This window comes from Amycolatopsis sp. NPDC051903, assembly GCF_044452505.1.
In the GTDB taxonomy this organism is placed as follows: domain Bacteria; phylum Actinomycetota; class Actinomycetes; order Mycobacteriales; family Pseudonocardiaceae; genus Amycolatopsis.
The window spans coordinates 72,905-88,917 of the sequence record NZ_JBITBT010000032.1 but is presented as its reverse complement, the minus strand read 5'-3'; the positions used below and the strand labels follow the sequence as shown (position 1 = coordinate 88,917).

Here is a 16,013-nt window from a genome sequence, read left to right as displayed (position 1 = left end):
GAAGGAGCAACGATGACGAAAGCCCGCGACGACTACCTGCTCGACCTCGGCGCGAGCCGGCGGGGGTACGCGCTGAACAAGATGTGCCTGTCGCTCAAGGACGAACGCAACCGCCGGCGGTTCTCCGCGGACGAGGCCGCGTACTGCGACGAGTTCGGGCTGTCGCCGGAGCAGAAGAAGGCGATCCTCGAGCGGGACTGGACCGGGATGCTCGAACTCGGCGGGTCCGTGTTCTACACCTACAAGCTGGCCATGCTGGACGGGAAGTCCATGCAGTACCTCGGAGGGGTGTTCACCGGCATGACGGCCGAGGAGTTCGCCGAGGCGATGCGCTCGGGAGGGCGGAACCTTGGCTAGGGTCACCTGGGGTCTCGCGACGTCGCACGTGCCGTCGATCGGGGCGGCGATGGACACCGGAAAAACCGCCGAGCCGTACTGGAAACCGCTGTTCGACGGGTACGCCCCGGCCCGGGAGTGGATGGCCGCGCACCGGCCGGACGTCGCGGTGATCGTGTACAACGACCACGCCAACGCCCTCGACCTCGACCTGGTCCCGACCTTCGCGATCGGCACCGCCGAGTCCTACGAGGTGGCCGACGAGGGCTGGGGACGCCGGCCCGTGCCGCCGGTCACCGGCGCGCCGGAGCTGAGCGAGCACCTGGTCCGGCGGCTCATCGACGACTCCTTCGACATCGCGACCTTCCACCGCCTCGACGTCGACCACGGCCTCACCGTGCCGCTGTCGGTGTACTGCCCGGACCCGGGCGAGCAGTGGCCGTGCGCGGTGGTGCCGGTGCTCGTCAACGTGATCCAGCACCCGCAGCCCACGGCCGCGCGCTGCTACGCCCTGGGCCAGGCGATCGGCCGGGCGATCGAGTCGTTCCCGCGGGAGCTCGACGTCGCGGTGTTCGGCACCGGCGGCATGTCGCACCAGCTGGCCGGCGCCCGCGCGGGGCTGATCAACACCCCGTTCGACCGCATGTTCCTGCGGAAGATCGAGGACGATCCCGGCGCGCTCGCGAAGCTCACGCGCGAGGAGTACATCGCGCAGGCCGGCACGGAGGGCGTCGAGCTGATCATGTGGCTGGTGATGCGCGGCGCGATGAGCGAGCGCATCACGCGGATCCACGACACGTACCACGTGCCGGCGTCCAACACCGCGGCCGCGCTGGCGCTGTTCGAGAACGGAGGCGCGCCGGCATGACCGCGTTCGTCCTGCTGCACGGAGCGTGGCACGGCGGCTGGGCCTGGCAGCGGGTGGTCCCCGCGCTGCGCGCCGCGGGCCACGAGGTCTTCGCGCCGACGCTGACCGGGCTCAGCGACCGCGCGCACCTGCTCTCCCCCGCCATCGGGCTCGGCACGCACGTCCAGGACGTCGTGGCCCTGCTCGAAGCGCACGACCTGCGCGACGTCGTGCTGGTCGGGCACAGCTACGCCGGGCAGGTCGTCACGGGCGTCGCCGACCGGGTCCCGGACCGCGTCGCCACCCGCGTGTACCTCGACGCGTTCGCCGGGCGCGACGGCGAGGCCGCGATCGACCTGCTGCCGGAGCAGGTGGCCGGGCACTACCGCGAATCGGTGGCCGGGCCCGGGTTCGGCTGGCTGATCCCGGTGCGCTCGCTGACGGTGCTCGGGGTGACGGACGAGGCCGACCTGGCGTGGCTCGGCCCGCGCCTGACGCCGCACCCGTGGCTCACCTACACCGAACCGTTGCGGCTGACCGGTGCGGGCGACGGCGTGCCCGCGCAGTTCGTCGAGTGCACCGACTGGCTGCGGGTGTTCCGGCCCCACGCGCAACGGGCCGCGGACCTCGGCTGGAAGGTGCACGAAATCGCCACCGGGCACGAAGCGATGGTGACCGCGCCCGGCGAGCTCGCGGACGTCCTGCTCACGATCGCCCCGTCGTAGCCGAGCGGAGGAACGATGGAATTCCTGGTCCGCACCGAGAACCTGCTGCCGCCCGACACTCCCGACGAGACCCGTGAACAGCTGCGTGCGGCCGAACGTGAGCGCGCGCAGCAGCTGCGCGCCGCCGGAACGCTCAAGCGGCTCTGGCGCGTCCCGGGCCGCAACGCGACCGTCGGGCTGTACGAGGCCGAAGATCCGGCCGCCCTGCACGACGCGCTGACCTCACTGCCGATGTGGAAGTGGATGGACGTGCGGGTCGAGGCGCTCGCCACGCACCCGCAGGAGCGCTGACCCGAAGCAGGCAACGGCCCGCCGCGAACCGGGCCTCCGTCGTCGTCGGCCTGGTGAAGACCACCGGTGTCACCAGGCCGGCGACGAGAACTTCCCGCTCCCGCGCCACCTCGCCGACGCCCGTGGTCCCGACCCGTCATCGCGGGCGGGACCACGGGCGTCGGCTTGAGGACCTCTTCGCGCCACCGGAGCGCGCCCGCGCCGGCCGCAAGCGCCGCGTCGACATCAGTGCAGACCCCCCGCCGTGCGGTGTGAACACGCCCGTTGGCGATCCCTCTTGTTCAGATACCCCCCTAGGGTGTATCTGTATTAGTACCCCCCGGGGGTACCAAGGAGGGAGAACCGTCATGACTGCCACCACCTACACCGTCAGCGGGATGACCTGCTCGCACTGCGTCACCTCGGTCAGCGAGGAGGTCGGCGCGATCGAGGGCGTTACCGGTGTCGTGGTCGACCTGCCCACCGGCGCCGTGACCGTCACCAGCGCCGGGCCGCTCGCGGCGGCGCAGGTCCGCGCCGCCGTCGAGGAAGCCGGTTACCAGCTCGCCGGCTAGGCCGGGAAAACCAACGAAGGAGGAGCGATGCTCACGACAGCACGGCTCGCGGTGTTCGGCGGAGTGCTCGTCCTGCTCGCCGCCGGCGGTTTCGCCGTGGGGAACGCGGCCGGGCCGGTTCCGGTGGCGACCAGCGAGAACGACGAGCACGCCGGGATGACCGAGGCCGCCCCGCAGGAGCACGCGGGCATGGCCACGGCGAACGACCTGCCGGGCGGGCTCGCCTCGAGCCGCGACGGCTACACGTTCTCCGCCCCCGATCCGACGCCGGAACCGGGCCGGTTCTCGTTCACCATCACCGGACCCGACGGCAAACCGGTGACCGCGTTCGACGTCGAGCACGAGAAGCGGCTGCACTTGATCGTGGTCCGCCGCGACACGGCCGGTTTCCAGCACGTCCACCCGGAGATGGCGCCGGACGGCACGTGGAGCGTGCCGCTCACGCTGCCCGCGGCCGGTTCCTACCGCGCGTTCGCCGACTTCGCGCCGACCGGTGGCAAGCCGATGACCCTGGGTACCGATCTCTCGGCCGCCGGCGACTACCGGCCCGAGACCTTCGCGCCCAGCCACACGGCCCTGGTCGACGGGTACCGGGTCGAGCTCACCGGCGAGCTGGCCGCGGGCACGACGTCGCCGCTCACCCTGACCATCAGCCACGACGGCGAACCGGTCACGGACCTGCAGCCCTACCTCGGCGCGTACGGGCACCTGGTCGCGCTGCGCGAAGGCGACCTCGCCTACCTGCACGTCCACCCCGAGGGTGAACCCGGCGACGGGAAGACACCCGCCGGCCCGCAGGTGAAGTTCGCCACCGCGGTGCCCAGCGCGGGGACCTACCGGCTGTTCCTCGACTTCCGCCACCACGGCGTCGTGCGGACCGCCGAGTTCACGCTCACGACGGCCGGCACGCCCGCGCCGGGCGGCGGCCACCGCGACGACCACGGCCACTGACCGCGAAAGGAGACGACATGAGCACCACCACGGCCGGAACCGGCCCGGTGACCGACATCGAACTCGCGATCGGTGGGATGACCTGCGCGTCCTGCGCCAACCGCATCGAGCGCAAGCTGAACAAGCTCGACGGGGTCACCGCATCCGTCAACTACGCCACCGAGAAGGCCCGCGTGACGGCGCCGGACGGCGTCGACCCGGCCGAACTGGTGGCGACGGTCGAGGCCGCGGGCTACACCGCCGCCCTGCCGCACCCGGAGCAGTCCGCCGCCGACGAACCAGCCGAAGCGGACCCCACCCGGGTGCTGCGGCAGCGCCTGATCACCGGTGTGGCGCTGGCCGTCCCGGTGATCGTGCTGGCCATGGTCCCGGCACTGCAGTTCACGTACTGGCAGTGGATCTCGCTCACGCTGGCCGCTCCGGTCGTCACGTGGGGTGCGTGGCCGTTCCACCGGGCGGCGTGGACGAACCTCCGCCACGGCGCCGCCACGATGGACACCCTGGTGTCGCTGGGTGTGGTGGCGGCCTTCGGGTGGTCGCTGTGGGCGCTGCTGTTCGGCACCGCGGGCACGCCCGGCATGGTGCACCCCTTCGAGTTCACGATCGCCCCGTCCGACGCTGCCGCCGACCTCTACCTGGAGGTCGCCGCGGGCGTCACCACGTTCATCCTCGCCGGCCGCTACTTCGAGGCCCGGGCCAAGCGCCGTGCGGGCTCGGCGCTGCGGGCGCTGCTGGAGCTCGGCGCCAAGGAAGTCGCCGTGCTGCGGGGCGGCGCCGAGGTCCGCATCCCGACGGCCGAGCTGGCGGCGGGAGACCGGTTCGTGGTCCGGCCCGGCGAGAAGATCGCCACCGACGGCGTCGTCGAGGAGGGCAGCTCCGCCGTCGACGCGTCGATGCTGACCGGCGAATCGGTCCCCGTCGAGGTCGGTGCCGGCGACGCCGTCACCGGCGCGACCGTCAACGTCGGCGGCCGCCTGGTCGTGCGCGCCACCCGCGTCGGGGGCGACACCCAGCTGGCGCAGATGGCCAAGCTCGTCGAGGACGCGCAGAGCGGCAAGGCCGGCGTGCAGCGGCTGGCCGACCGGGTGTCCGGGGTGTTCGTGCCGATCGTGATCGGCCTGGCGGTGGCCACGCTCGGCTTCTGGCTCGGCAGCGGCGCCGGCCCGGCGGCCGCGTTCACCGCCGCGGTCGCGGTCCTGATCATCGCGTGCCCGTGCGCGCTGGGCCTGGCCACGCCGACGGCGTTGCTCGTCGGCACGGGCCGCGGGGCGCAGCTGGGTGTGCTGATCAAGGGCCCGGAGGTGCTGGAGTCGACCCGCCGCGCCGACACCGTGGTGCTCGACAAGACCGGCACGGTCACCGAGGGCCGGATGACACTCACCGGCGTGCACCCCGCCGCCGGAGTCGACGAGGCCGAACTGCTCCGGCTGGCCGGCGCGCTCGAGCACGCGTCCGAGCACCCCATCGCCACCGCGATCGCCCGGGGCGCGCGCGAGCGGGCCGGGGCATTGCCGCCGGTCGAGGATTTCGGGAACGTCGAAGGGCTCGGGGTGCAGGGTGTCGTCGAGGGCCGTGCGGTCCTGGTGGGCCGCACGGCGCTGCTCGAAGACTGGAGCCAGCCGCTGCCCGGCGAACTCGCGGCGGTCAAGGCCGCGGCCGAACAGCGGGGCCAGACCGCGGTCGCCGTGGCGTGGGACGGCTCGGCCCGCGGTGTGCTGGTGGTCGCGGACACCGTCAAGGCGACCTCGGCCGAGGCGATCCGCCGGCTGCGGCGGCTCGGCCTGACCCCCGTGCTGCTCACCGGCGACAACACGGCCGTCGCCCGCGCGGTCGCCGACGAGGTCGGCATCGACGAGGTGATCGCCGAAGTCCTGCCGGCCGACAAGCTGGACGTGATCAAGCGGCTGCAGGACGAAGGCAAGGTCGTCGCCATGGTCGGCGACGGCGTCAACGACGCACCCGCACTGGCGCAGGCGGATCTCGGCCTGGCCATGGGCACCGGCACCGACGCCGCCATCGAGGCCGCCGACCTCACCCTCGTCCGCGGCGACCTCCGCGCCGCCGCCGACGCGATCCGCCTGTCCCGCCGCACGCTGCGCACGATCAAGGGCAACCTGTTCTGGGCGTTCGCCTACAACCTGGCCGCCCTCCCCCTCGCCGCGGCGGGCTTGCTCAACCCGATGCTCGCGGGCGCCGCCATGGCCCTCAGCTCCGCCTTCGTCGTCGCCAACAGCCTGCGGCTGCGGAGCTTCACCAGCGCCTCGAACCGGTCGCGTACCTGATCGCTCCGCCGGCCGGCCACTCCAGCAGTGACCGGCCGGCGGCGCACCGTTTCCGGGCCGCGAACCCGGTCTTTCGCAGGCGAATCCGACGATTCACCTGACCAGGCAACGGCTCCGCGACCGTTCGGAAGGCGAGCACCTCACCACGCGCGCGCAAAGGTCAGTGCACTGCTCACCGGAGTCGCGGTCCACAAAGCACGGACGAGCGCTTGCCGCAGCGCCTGGGTACGCCCCTCGGCCAACGCCGCGGCTCGCGGTGGGCCGATCGGGTCGAACCGGAACCCGGTGTCGACGGCAGCCAGGGCCGGCTCGAGGGCGATCAGGGCCGGTTCATCGTCGAAGGCGAGCTGCAACTCGACGTGCCAGAGTTCCGTTTGCCAGTCGGACCCCTCGGCGTCACCGTCTTCGAGCACAGCGAGTTGTCTGGTCAGAGCCAAGTGGAGGCGGTTGCCGGCCCAGGAACGGCGGCCCCATTGGACGATGAAGCCATCGCCGTCCTCGCCGGCCGGTGCGACCCCGGCGAGCCCGGTCTGGAGGAACTCGGCGAACGCGTCCCAGGCGACCTCGACGTCGGTCACCGCATCGGGCTGGGCACCGTGCTCCCGCAGGATCCGCTCGAACGCGTGGGCGGCGGTTCGCCAGGCGATCGGCTTGGCATTGCACATCCGGAACCTCGGCTCGATGACCGCGCTCGTGCCGGCGCGACCTTGGTGGACGACGGAAGGGCAGTGAGTACCTCGATGGCGAACGTTACCTTCGCGGCTCATACCGCATCGCCACCGCGCCTGACGGGAAGTCTCCTGTTTGAGCTGCCGGACGGCCGTCGCCAGGCCTCCGCGCAGGAGATCGGCGTTCCAGTCGACCCGGTCCAGAGTAGACGAGAAGAAGTACTTCTTCGCGCCCTCGATCGTGCGGGCGAAAGGTTCGATCCAGTCGGGCCGCTCCGCGGGGATCACCCGGTGGTCGCAGCAACCGTCGAGGGTGACGTTGATGGAATACCGAACGGGACGCATCGCGCGAGAACACCCTTGACCCCAGCGAAAACCTGCGAAGCCGGCCCGCGAACGAGTGATCGCGCGGGCCGGCTCAGGACAGCAGCTCCACCTCGAGCCCCATGATGCTGGTGGTGCGCCGGCGGCGGAACCAGCTGCGCGCCGCGGCCGCGTCGGGCAGTTCGTCGAGGAACGCCTTGCGCTGGGCCGCCGTCACGGACCGCAAACGCAGCTGCAGCACGGGCCGGACCGGGGCGATGAAGCTCCGGAACTGCTCGTGGGCTTCGGCGACGCGGTCCCGGTAATCGCGGTCCGGCTCGTAGGCCAGCTCCAGGTCGATCAGCGGTTCGGCGCCCCCGGCGCGGTGCCGGCACCGCGCCAGCATGCGCGCGATCTCGTCCACGGCGAGCTGCACCGTGGTCGTCATCCGGTCCTGCCACCGGCCGAGGTACGGGGCGTTCACCGCAGCGGGCGTCAGGTCCGCCGGCTGCACGATCAAGGCACCGACCGACGTCCCCGTCAGCTCGATGCGCAACCGCCGGCCACCCGCGTCGGCGAAGAAGCGGGGCACCTTGCCGGCCAGGCCGGCGACGGACCGCAGCCGCGCCCACTCCGAACCGTCGCCGGCGAGCACGAACGTGAACTCCAGCTCGTCACCGGCGAGGTTCATCCTCGCCGGGAACAGGGACCCGAGGTCGGTCATGAACGCCGAGCCGATGCCGAGCGCGGCGCTGGAACCGCCTCCGGTCATCACCGCCTCCTCCCTGGGGGTCGGGCTACACCTGCAGGTCCGCCTCGATGCGCTTGAGGTAGTGCCGCGCCAGGGCCAGGTTCGCCCGCTCGCGGTCCAGCACCAGGTACAGGAACAGCGAGTTCCTCGAGCCCACCGAGTTCAGCAGGCGGATCAGGTGGTACTGGCGGTGCAGCGTGATCAGGATGTCCTCGATGCTGTCGTTCAGCGCCAGCGAGGACATCACCCGCAGCTTGGACCGCACGACCTCGGTGTTGCCGGCCGCGGCGACCTCCAGGTCCAGCCAGTCACCGCCGCCGCTGGTGCCGAGCGACATCCCGCTGTCGTAGTCGACCAGCGCGACGCCGATGGCGCCGGCGATGGACATGGCTTCCTTCAACGCGGTGTCGATGTTCATCATGACGCGAACTCCTCCTGTGAAACTGGTGGTGGACTGCGGTGCCGTGCTCGGCTAGGCGGCCAGGATGGCGCCGATCCGCTCGATGACCGGCCGCGACTCGAACAGCAGCCGCCCGACGTTGAGTCCCTTGTCTCCCAACACGACCAGCACCGCCACCCGGCCGATGGCGTAGACGGCCATGTAGCCCTCGCTGCTGAAGACGACGGTCTGCTTCAACGTGCCCTGGCCGCACACCTCCGACGCCTGGCGGGCGATCCCGAGGTCGGCGGCGGCGAGCGCGGAGAGCTTCAAGGGGTCGAGACCTTCGGCCGCGTCGGCGATGATCGGTATCCCGTCGACCGCGGCGAGCACTGAGTCGGTGACCCCGGCGACGGTTTCCCGGAGTTTCCGCAGTTCTGCGGCCAGCGCGTCGAAATCCACTATTTTTTCTTCCTGCATCAAAAAGGGATGAACGGACCTGGTGGGATTTCCCGAAGACCCGAAGTATCCCCGCTCAGCGGGTGGGCGAGATCCACGCACGGCAAATTCGGAGGCAGCCCGACGATCACGTTCCAGCGGTAACTCCGAGTTAACTCATGGGTAGGGAACCCGGCCGGCAGACTTGATCACCGCCCATTCGGGTTGCTCTCGCGGCGGAACACTACCGTTGTGGCCACACACGGCATACATGCCACGCGAGATCATTACGAGCATCACACGTTCGGACCAGTCACCCTCTGTCATCAATACAAGGTTTCACAGCAGTGGTCCATACCTCGAAAATTGATCACCGACTCGCGGCAGTCACCGTTTTAAACCATCGAGAAATGGGGTGAACTGCGGCAATGCGAGGCGCCGGTCAACAATTACTACTCCGGCGTAAAGTATTGGTTCGGCCATTCGGACCAGCACGGTTTGGTGAGTGGCGGGCGACGGATCCGGAGGTGAACCCCGCCACTTCGCGCGGCACCGCGAAAGGCGGCCTTCGCCCCTTTCGCCGGATTGCGGCCGGAACCCCAGGTTCCGAAACGGTTGCGGAGATCGTTCCGGCGTAACGGCCGGCCCCGATCGCCGATCTCCGGTGCGAGATCAACGAGATGGGGCGGCAGACTGTGGACGAGCACGGCATCGAGAACCACCCGGACCTGATGGATCCGGACTGGCAGCGGCACGCCGAGAAGGAAGCGTGGATCGGCCTGCGCCGCAGCAGACGCCGTGCGCACCTTCGGAAGCGGGTGACGATCTCCGCCGCGGTGCTCGTCGGCCTGGCCGCGGCGGGCTTCGCGTTCTACACCTGGGGACGGGCCACGTCCGAGCAGTACTCCGGTGCCCCCGCGGCAGCCGCGGCCGGGTCGACTTCCTCGGTGGTCACGACCACGGCGACCGCGCCGACCGACCTGCCGCTCGCCGCGCACGTCGACCTGACCCGGCCGTTCGACGGCACCCCGGCCCAGAACTGGGCCGAGGGCATCGCGGGCCTGAGCATCCCGCCCGCGAAGCCGGCCGGCTCGTTCTCCGCGCAGCAGGTCGGTCAGGCCGAGGACGAGGTCAAGCGGGCGATCACCCTCGCCCAGTTCGACCAGGACACCCTGGAGGGCCACAAATCAGCCGGCTACACCGCCCTGTTCGCCCCCGACGCCCGAGCGGACCTCCAAGCCCACGCCGACAGCTACGTGACTTTCCTGGCCGACGGCTACCACCTCTTGCCCGTCCAGCCGAGGATGACCGGGACGATGACCACACGGGCGGGCAAGACCGGTGAACTGGTCGTCCACGTCGCCTACGTCGTGGCCTACGCCTTCGACCCCGGCACCCGCGTGATCTACGGCCCCGCCGACCTGGAGCCGTTCGTCCGCGTCGACGCCGACTACGTCGTGCGCAGCGGATCCCACTGGGACCCGAAGAGCCGCGGCCTGTGGCTGGACCGGCTCAACTCGTACTTCACCAGCATCGCTTGCACCGCCTCGAAAACCGACCGGCTCGCGCCCGCCTTCAGCGAACCGGACTTCGGGGCTCCCTCCCTGACCGAGGACCCGGGCCAGTTCGACCCGAGCAAGCCGATCCCGACCAAGGGCAACTGCGGCGACTAGATCAGTGCCTGACCTGCCTTGGTCCGGGTGATCGCGGCATGGAGGACTACCGCGCTGCGGAAGAGAACGGCGAGTTGTCGTGTCGGCTGGCCAGGCCTCGCCATTGTTCGAGCAGGTTCAACCGTCGTCCGGCGACGTTGCGACCTCGGCACTCGAGGGGATCGAACCCCGGCGGGCGGCCGCCGCCTGAGCCCCGGCGCTTTCGCTTCCCGGCCTGATCGGAAGGTTCGGGGATCCTCGCGAAGATGCCGCGGGCGCGCAGGTGCCCGCGGATCTCTCGTGAGGAGTAAGCCTTGTCGCCCGGAGGCGGTCAGGTCGGGTGCGGGCCCGGCCACCTCCGGTACGAGCGACGCGCGGCTGCCGCATCAGGTGCGGAAACATCGGCGCGTCTCCGGCCCGCCCCGAACCGACCAGCGCGACCAGCGACCGGCCGTGCCCGTCGGCGAGGTGGTGGACCTTCGTGCTCCGACCACCGCGGGAACGGCCGATCGCGTGCGAAGGCGGTTCGGTCAGCGGATCCGCTTGGTTCGACCCGGCCCCTGTGACACACGTGATGTCGGAGGCGCGCTGATGCACCCGCGCGTCATCGAGTCGACCGACACCGCCCCAACGACCAGGCCAGCCGCGTCCGCTGCGGTCAACAGTCGCCGCAGCAGAGTGACCCAGGTGCCGTTGCCGGCCAGCCGCCGGTGCCAGGTCCGTGCCGGCGGCCACGGACCGAACACCTCCGGCAGCATCCCGCCGGGCACTCCGGCACCTGGGTCAGTGCCCGCGGGCGATCCAGTCGGCCAGGTGCGGTGCTTCGGTCCCGATCGTGGTGCCGTCGCCGTGGCCGGTGTGGACGCGCGTGTTCTCGGGCAGCGCGAAGATCCGGTCGCGGATCGACGAGATGATCGTCGGGAAGTCGGAGAACGAGCGGCCGGTCGCGCCGGGCCCGCCGGCGAACAGCGTGTCGCCGGTGAACAGGGCGCCGGCCTCGGGCAGGTGCAGGCAGATCGAACCGGGCGAGTGCCCCGGCGTGTGGATGACCTGCAGCGCGGTGCCCGCGAGCGCGATCCGCTCGCCGTCCTCGGCGCGCCAGAACCGCTGCCCGGCGTGGGTCATCTCCCACAGCTGTTTGTCCCCGGGGTGCAGCAGGACCGGCGCGTGGAGGTGCTCCCCCAGCTGCGGGGCGACGGTGACGTGGTCGTTGTGCCCGTGGGTGCACACGACGGCGACGACGTTGCGGTCGCCGACCGCTTCGGTGATCGCCTTCTCGTCATGCGCGGCGTCGACGACCACCACCTCGTCGTCGTCGCCGACGAGCCAGACGTTGTTGTCGACGTCCCACGTGCCGCCGTCGAGCGCGAAGACCCCCGACGTCACGACGCGGTCGATCCGCAGCGCGCCGCTCACAGGACGACCACCGAACGCAGCACCTCGCCGACGTGCATCGTGTGGAAGGCCTTTTCGACGTCGTCGAGCGAAATCCGCTCGGTGACGAACCGGTCCAGCGGGAGCCGGCCCTGGCGGTGCAGGTCGATCAGCATCGGGAAGTCCCGTTCCGGCAGGCAGTCGCCGTACCAGGACGACTTCAGCGAGCCGCCGCGGGAGAAGAAGTCCAGCAGCGGCATCTCGAGCCGCATGTCCGGGGTCGGGACGCCGACGAGCACCAGCGTGCCGGCCAGGTCGCGGGCGTAGAACGCCTGCTGCCACGTCTCGGGGCGCCCGACCGCGTCGATCACGACGTCGGCCCCGAACCCGCCGGTGAGCTCCTGCACGGCAGCTACCGCGTCGGTCTCCGCGGCGTTGACCGCGTGCGTCGCGCCGAGGTCGCGCGCCCAGGCGAGCTTCCGCTCGTCACGGTCGACGGCGATGATCGTCGTCGCGCCGGCGAGCCGGGCGCCCGCGATCGCGGCGTCACCCACTCCCCCGCAGCCGATGACCGCCACCGAGTCGCCGCGGCCGACGCCGCCGGTGTTGACCGCGGCACCGAGGCCGGCCATCACGCCGCAGCCGAGCAGGCCGGCGACCGCCGGGTCCACGGTCGGGTCCACCTTCGTGCACTGCCCGGCGTGGACGAGCGTCTTGTCCGCGAACGCGCCGATGCCCAGCGCCGGGGTCAGCTCGGTGCCGTCGGTCAGGGTCATCCGCTGCTTCGCGTTGAACGTGTCGAAGCAGTACTGCGGGCGGCCGCGCTTGCACGCCCGGCACTGCCCGCACACCGCGCGCCAGTTGAGGACGACGAAATCCCCCGGCTGGACCGATTCGACGCCGGCACCGACGCTTTCCACGGTCCCGGCGGCTTCGTGGCCGAGCAGGAACGGGAACTCGTCGTTGATGCCGCCTTCGCGGTAGGTCAGGTCGGTGTGGCAGACGCCGCACGCCGCGATCGCGACGACCACTTCGCCGGGCCCGGGGTCCGGGATCACGATGTCGACCAGTTCGACCGCCGCGCCCTTCGACCGGGCGATCACCCCGCGCACCTGCTGTGGCATTCCCTGCCGCCTCCACTACTCGCCGGAAAAAGGCATGCGCGGTAACGCATGCCTGACGTGACCCTAGAACGCGCGGGCGCGAGCGCGACCTGGTCGTCGGTCGAGGGAAACCTGGTCTTCCGGCCAGGGCCGGAGATCGCTAGCCTCATCCGGGTGTCCGATCACATCCAGCTGACCGAGCTGCGGGAAGTCATCCAGGGCCCGCTGCGCGAGATCGCCGCCCGGTTCTCGCGGTTCCTCGCCGAAGCGTGGCCGCACCAGGCGCTCGTCATCTTCACCCTCGAGTGCACCGGCCGCCCCCGCAAGGTCGCCGGGGCCAAGGCGATCACCGACAAGATCACCATCGCCGAGCTCGAGAAGCTCAAATCGACCGTCGCGCACGAACGCGAGCCGACCACCACGGCCACGCTCGGCGGCACCGACCGGACGGTCTGGACCGTGCTGGACTCGGGCGGCACCCTGCTCGTGCTCGTCCCGCGCTCCCCGCGGACGCCCTTCCCCCAGCCGGCGCTGCTGGCGGGGCTGTTCGGGATCGTCGCGACCTCGATCCGCCAGCAGGTCGCCCAGGCCAGCCCGGACTACCTCGCCGAGTCCCGCGCCGCGTCGACCGAACGCGCCCGGACCATCGCCGAAATGGCCGCGGCGCACGAAACCACGCTCGTCACGATCCTGACCGCGCTGCGTTCCACCCGGCTGGACGACTACCACGCCCGGCTGGCCGCCACCGACTCCGCCTCGGCCGCGCTGGTGGCCCTGCGCTCGGCGCCGAAGTCCGACCTCGCCCACTCCGAGGAGCCGGCCCAGAGCGCGTTCGTGCGGCTGCGCAAGGAAATCCGGCAGATGCTGCGCCACCACGACGTGGAGCTGGAATTCGTCGCGCCGCCGAAGGACGCGCACCCGCTGCCCGGCGAGATCGCCCACGCCGCCCGGGCGATGACGGGCACGGCGGTGCTGGCCTTCACCTCCCAGCCCGACCTGGCCCGGCTGCGGATCGCCTGGTCGACGGATGCCGCCGCGCTGCACCTGGACGTCCGCGACCGCGGCTCCGGCCACCTCGACGCCGCCGCCCTGCGCCGGCAGCTCGACGGACGCGCGAAAACGCTCGGCGCCACCGTCGAAATCGACGCTGTCGCCGGGTGGGGCGGGCGCGTCACCGTCCACGTGCCGTTCGAAGCGACGCAGGACCACGCGGACGAAGCCGTGCTCTCGACGCTGAACCGCCGCGAGCTCGAGGTCCTGCGTCTCGTGGCCAGGGGCCAGCGCAACAAGTCCATCGCCGACGCGCTGGGCATCACCGAAAGCACCGTGAAGTTCCACGTCGCCGGCGTGCTGAAGAAGCTGGACGTCAGCTCCCGCGGCGAGGCTGCCGCACTGGCCCTGTCCGTCGGGATCACCGCCACCGCGTGACCGGTGCGTCCGCCGGGAGGTTCGCGGCGGAGCCGGTCACCGTCAGGCGCGCAGGCTGATTTCCGGGATGCCTTTCAGCAGCACCGGCAGCGCGACCAGCGCCACGACGCCGGCGTAGCCGGGCGTGGCTGGCGTTGGTGATGAAACAGTTGGACGTGACGCCCGGAAACCCGCGAGCTGACGACAAGCCCGAACACCCGTCCGCGGCCCGGCCCGCCCGAGGTCCGGGCCGCGGATCGGCCACCAGGAAACCGCCATCCGAGGAGGACCATGACCACCGTTGCGGCACCCGGACAGGGCCGGGTCGGCCCGAAGGAGCCCGTGACCGGCCGGCGCGCCGTCGCGTCGAGCCAGCACCGGATCGTCACCGACACCATGCTCGACACGCTGCGAGCGGGCGGCAACGCCGTCGACGCCGCGATCGCCGGCAACCTGGTGCAGGCCGTCGTCCAGCAGGACATGACCAACCACACCGGAACCGTCACCGCGCTCGTCTACGACGCGAACACCGGCGAGGTCGCCGAGCTGAACAGCATGGGCACCATCGTGCCCGGCCTCGCGCCTTTCGCCCCGATCCCGGTGGGCAAGGGGCTCTACGCGGCGGCGCCCGGCACTCCGCGCGCCGTGGCGCCCGGTTTCATGCCGGGCATGAAGGCGCTCTACGAGCGCTTCGCGACCCTCCCCTGGGCCCGGCTGTGCGAATCCGCGGTCCACTGGGCCGAAGAAGGCCACGTCGTCACCTCGTTCGAACACCTCGTCCTGGCGCAGACCGTCGACTTCTTCCTCTACACCGAATCCGGTCGCAAGCACTTCACCCCGGACGGGCACCTGCCGCAGGTCGGCGACCGCTGGGCGTCGCCCGAGCTGGCCGAGACCATGCGCGCCCTCTCGCAAGACGGCCCCGACCACTTCCTGACGGGCAAGTGGGCGCAGGACTTCGTGGCGCGCGGCAACGAGCTCGGCTGGAACGTGAAGCTGGAGAACCTCACCGCGATCCCGCCGCGCTGGTCCTCGGGACACCGGTGGGAGCACAAGGGGTCCACGGTCGTGCAGCAGTCGGCGCCCGAGCGCCAGGGCATCTTCTGCCAGATCGTGCTGGGCATCCTCGACGAGCTCGGCATCACCTCCGTCGGGCACTGGTCGGAAAGCGCCGAGGCGCTGTACTACCTCGCCCACGCGCTGCGCCGCGCCACGCTCGAGACGGGGATCCTCAACGACCCCGGCGTCTTCGGCGACCCGACCGGCCCGCTGACCTCGCCCGCGCTGATCAAGGGGTTCGCCCATATCCTGCGCAACGCCAAGGCGCGGATCGACCTCACCGAGCACGTCAAGCTGACCCGCGGCGTGCCCGCGATGGCCGCGTCGGGTGCGGCCAAGCAGCCCGCCGGCAGCTGCGAGCTGACCGTCGTCGACGAGCGGGGCAACTGGGTGCAGATGATGAACACGCTGCAGAGCGGCGGGATCCCGGGCGAGGTCGTCGGCGGCGTGCCGATGGTCGGCAGCCACGCGATGAACAGCCTGCTCTCCCCCATCGAAGGCTGGGTGGTCGGCGGCGGGCGGATGCGCTCGATCCTGTCCAACACGATGGTCCTGCGCGACGGGAAGCCGTGGCTGTCCCTCGGCTCGCCGGGCAACGTGCACTGCACCGTGCCCCAGGTCCTGTCGAACATCCTCGACTTCGGCATGGACCCGTACGACGCCGACGACGCCCCGCGCTGCCTGCCCTACGAGGACGACCACACGATCTCCGTCGAATCGCGGGTCTCCCCCGACGTGCCGGCCGGCCTGGCGAAGCTGGGGGTGCTCACCAACCCGCTGCCCGAGTACGACTACCACATGGGCACGTACCAGATGGCCTGGCGCGAGGACGACGGCAGCCTCGGCACCTGCACCGGTCCGCGGCGCGAAGGCGTCGCCGCGGGGCTCTGACG

Annotated in this window: 16 protein-coding genes; 10 read left to right on the top strand and 6 right to left on the bottom strand. The window is 71.2% G+C overall.

What is annotated here, in order from left to right:
• The first annotated feature begins 12 nt into the window (after positions 1-12).
• The 7 genes from ACIA77_RS40295 to ACIA77_RS40265 all read left to right on the top strand — a co-directional run bounded on the left by ACIA77_RS40295 (position 13) and on the right by ACIA77_RS40265 (position 5,986).
• Positions 13-357, top strand: a complete 345-nt coding sequence (locus ACIA77_RS40295) for a protocatechuate 3,4-dioxygenase (protein ID WP_395891404.1) — start codon at positions 13-15, stop codon at positions 355-357.
• Complete coding sequence (locus tag ACIA77_RS40290; RefSeq protein ID WP_395891403.1) at positions 350-1,204, top strand: class III extradiol dioxygenase subunit beta; 855 nt, start codon at positions 350-352, stop codon at positions 1,202-1,204. The genes ACIA77_RS40295 and ACIA77_RS40290 overlap by 8 nt, the downstream gene beginning before the upstream one ends.
• Positions 1,201-1,908, top strand: coding sequence for an alpha/beta fold hydrolase (locus ACIA77_RS40285; protein ID WP_395891402.1), 708 nt, complete (start codon positions 1,201-1,203; stop codon positions 1,906-1,908). The genes ACIA77_RS40290 and ACIA77_RS40285 overlap by 4 nt, the downstream gene beginning before the upstream one ends.
• 15 nt (positions 1,909-1,923) lie before the next feature.
• Positions 1,924-2,199: a muconolactone Delta-isomerase family protein gene (locus ACIA77_RS40280; protein WP_395891401.1), complete on the top strand. Its 276-nt coding sequence runs from the start codon at positions 1,924-1,926 to the stop codon at positions 2,197-2,199.
• A 347-nt stretch (positions 2,200-2,546) separates the two neighbouring features.
• Positions 2,547-2,753, top strand: a complete 207-nt coding sequence (locus tag ACIA77_RS40275; protein WP_395891400.1) for a heavy-metal-associated domain-containing protein — start codon at positions 2,547-2,549, stop codon at positions 2,751-2,753.
• Positions 2,754-2,780: 27 nt separating this feature from the next.
• On the top strand, positions 2,781-3,704 hold the full coding sequence (locus tag ACIA77_RS40270) for a hypothetical protein (RefSeq protein WP_395891399.1): 924 nt from the start codon (positions 2,781-2,783) through the stop codon (positions 3,702-3,704).
• Positions 3,705-3,721: 17 nt separating this feature from the next.
• Complete coding sequence (locus tag ACIA77_RS40265; protein WP_395891398.1) at positions 3,722-5,986, top strand: heavy metal translocating P-type ATPase; 2,265 nt, start codon at positions 3,722-3,724, stop codon at positions 5,984-5,986.
• Positions 5,987-6,126: 140 nt separating this feature from the next.
• Here the strand turns inward: ACIA77_RS40265 and ACIA77_RS40260 are convergent, their stop codons facing one another.
• The 4 genes from ACIA77_RS40260 to ACIA77_RS40245 all read right to left on the bottom strand — a co-directional run bounded on the left by ACIA77_RS40260 (position 6,127) and on the right by ACIA77_RS40245 (position 8,567).
• Positions 6,127-6,999 carry a hypothetical protein gene (locus tag ACIA77_RS40260; protein WP_395891397.1) on the bottom strand — a complete coding sequence of 291 codons (873 nt, stop codon included), beginning with the start codon at positions 6,997-6,999 and terminating at the stop codon, positions 6,127-6,129.
• Positions 7,000-7,072: 73 nt separating this feature from the next.
• A complete protein-coding gene (locus tag ACIA77_RS40255) occupies positions 7,073-7,729 on the bottom strand; it encodes a hypothetical protein (protein ID WP_395891396.1) in 657 nt (218 codons plus the stop codon).
• A gap of 25 nt (positions 7,730-7,754) precedes the next feature.
• Positions 7,755-8,126: a hypothetical protein gene (locus ACIA77_RS40250; protein ID WP_395891418.1), complete on the bottom strand. Its 372-nt coding sequence runs from the start codon at positions 8,124-8,126 to the stop codon at positions 7,755-7,757.
• 54 nt (positions 8,127-8,180) lie between these two features.
• The gene (locus ACIA77_RS40245) at positions 8,181-8,567 is read right to left on the bottom strand and encodes a roadblock/LC7 domain-containing protein (RefSeq protein WP_395891395.1); all 387 of its coding nucleotides are present in this window, start codon (positions 8,565-8,567) and stop codon (positions 8,181-8,183) included.
• Positions 8,568-9,205: 638 nt separating this feature from the next.
• On the opposite strand from ACIA77_RS40245, the gene ACIA77_RS40240 reads away from it, so the two are divergent.
• Positions 9,206-10,198, top strand: a complete 993-nt coding sequence (locus tag ACIA77_RS40240) for a hypothetical protein (protein ID WP_395891394.1) — start codon at positions 9,206-9,208, stop codon at positions 10,196-10,198.
• A 762-nt stretch (positions 10,199-10,960) separates the two neighbouring features.
• Here the strand turns inward: ACIA77_RS40240 and ACIA77_RS40235 are convergent.
• Together ACIA77_RS40235 and ACIA77_RS40230 are read right to left on the bottom strand one after the other, a co-directional pair.
• Positions 10,961-11,593: an MBL fold metallo-hydrolase gene (locus ACIA77_RS40235; RefSeq protein WP_395891393.1), complete on the bottom strand. Its 633-nt coding sequence runs from the start codon at positions 11,591-11,593 to the stop codon at positions 10,961-10,963.
• Positions 11,590-12,675 carry an S-(hydroxymethyl)mycothiol dehydrogenase gene (locus ACIA77_RS40230; protein ID WP_395891392.1) on the bottom strand — a complete coding sequence of 362 codons (1,086 nt, stop codon included), beginning with the start codon at positions 12,673-12,675 and terminating at the stop codon, positions 11,590-11,592. Before ACIA77_RS40230 ends, ACIA77_RS40235 begins: the two co-directional genes overlap by 4 nt.
• A 153-nt stretch (positions 12,676-12,828) precedes the next feature.
• Here ACIA77_RS40230 and ACIA77_RS40225 point away from each other — a divergent pair, with 153 nt between their 5' ends.
• Together ACIA77_RS40225 and ACIA77_RS40220 are read left to right on the top strand one after the other, a co-directional pair.
• Positions 12,829-14,082, top strand: a complete 1,254-nt coding sequence (locus ACIA77_RS40225; protein WP_395891391.1) for a LuxR C-terminal-related transcriptional regulator — start codon at positions 12,829-12,831, stop codon at positions 14,080-14,082.
• A gap of 270 nt (positions 14,083-14,352) precedes the next feature.
• Complete coding sequence (locus ACIA77_RS40220) at positions 14,353-16,011, top strand: gamma-glutamyltransferase (RefSeq protein WP_395891390.1); 1,659 nt, start codon at positions 14,353-14,355, stop codon at positions 16,009-16,011.
• Positions 16,012-16,013 lie beyond the last annotated feature (2 nt).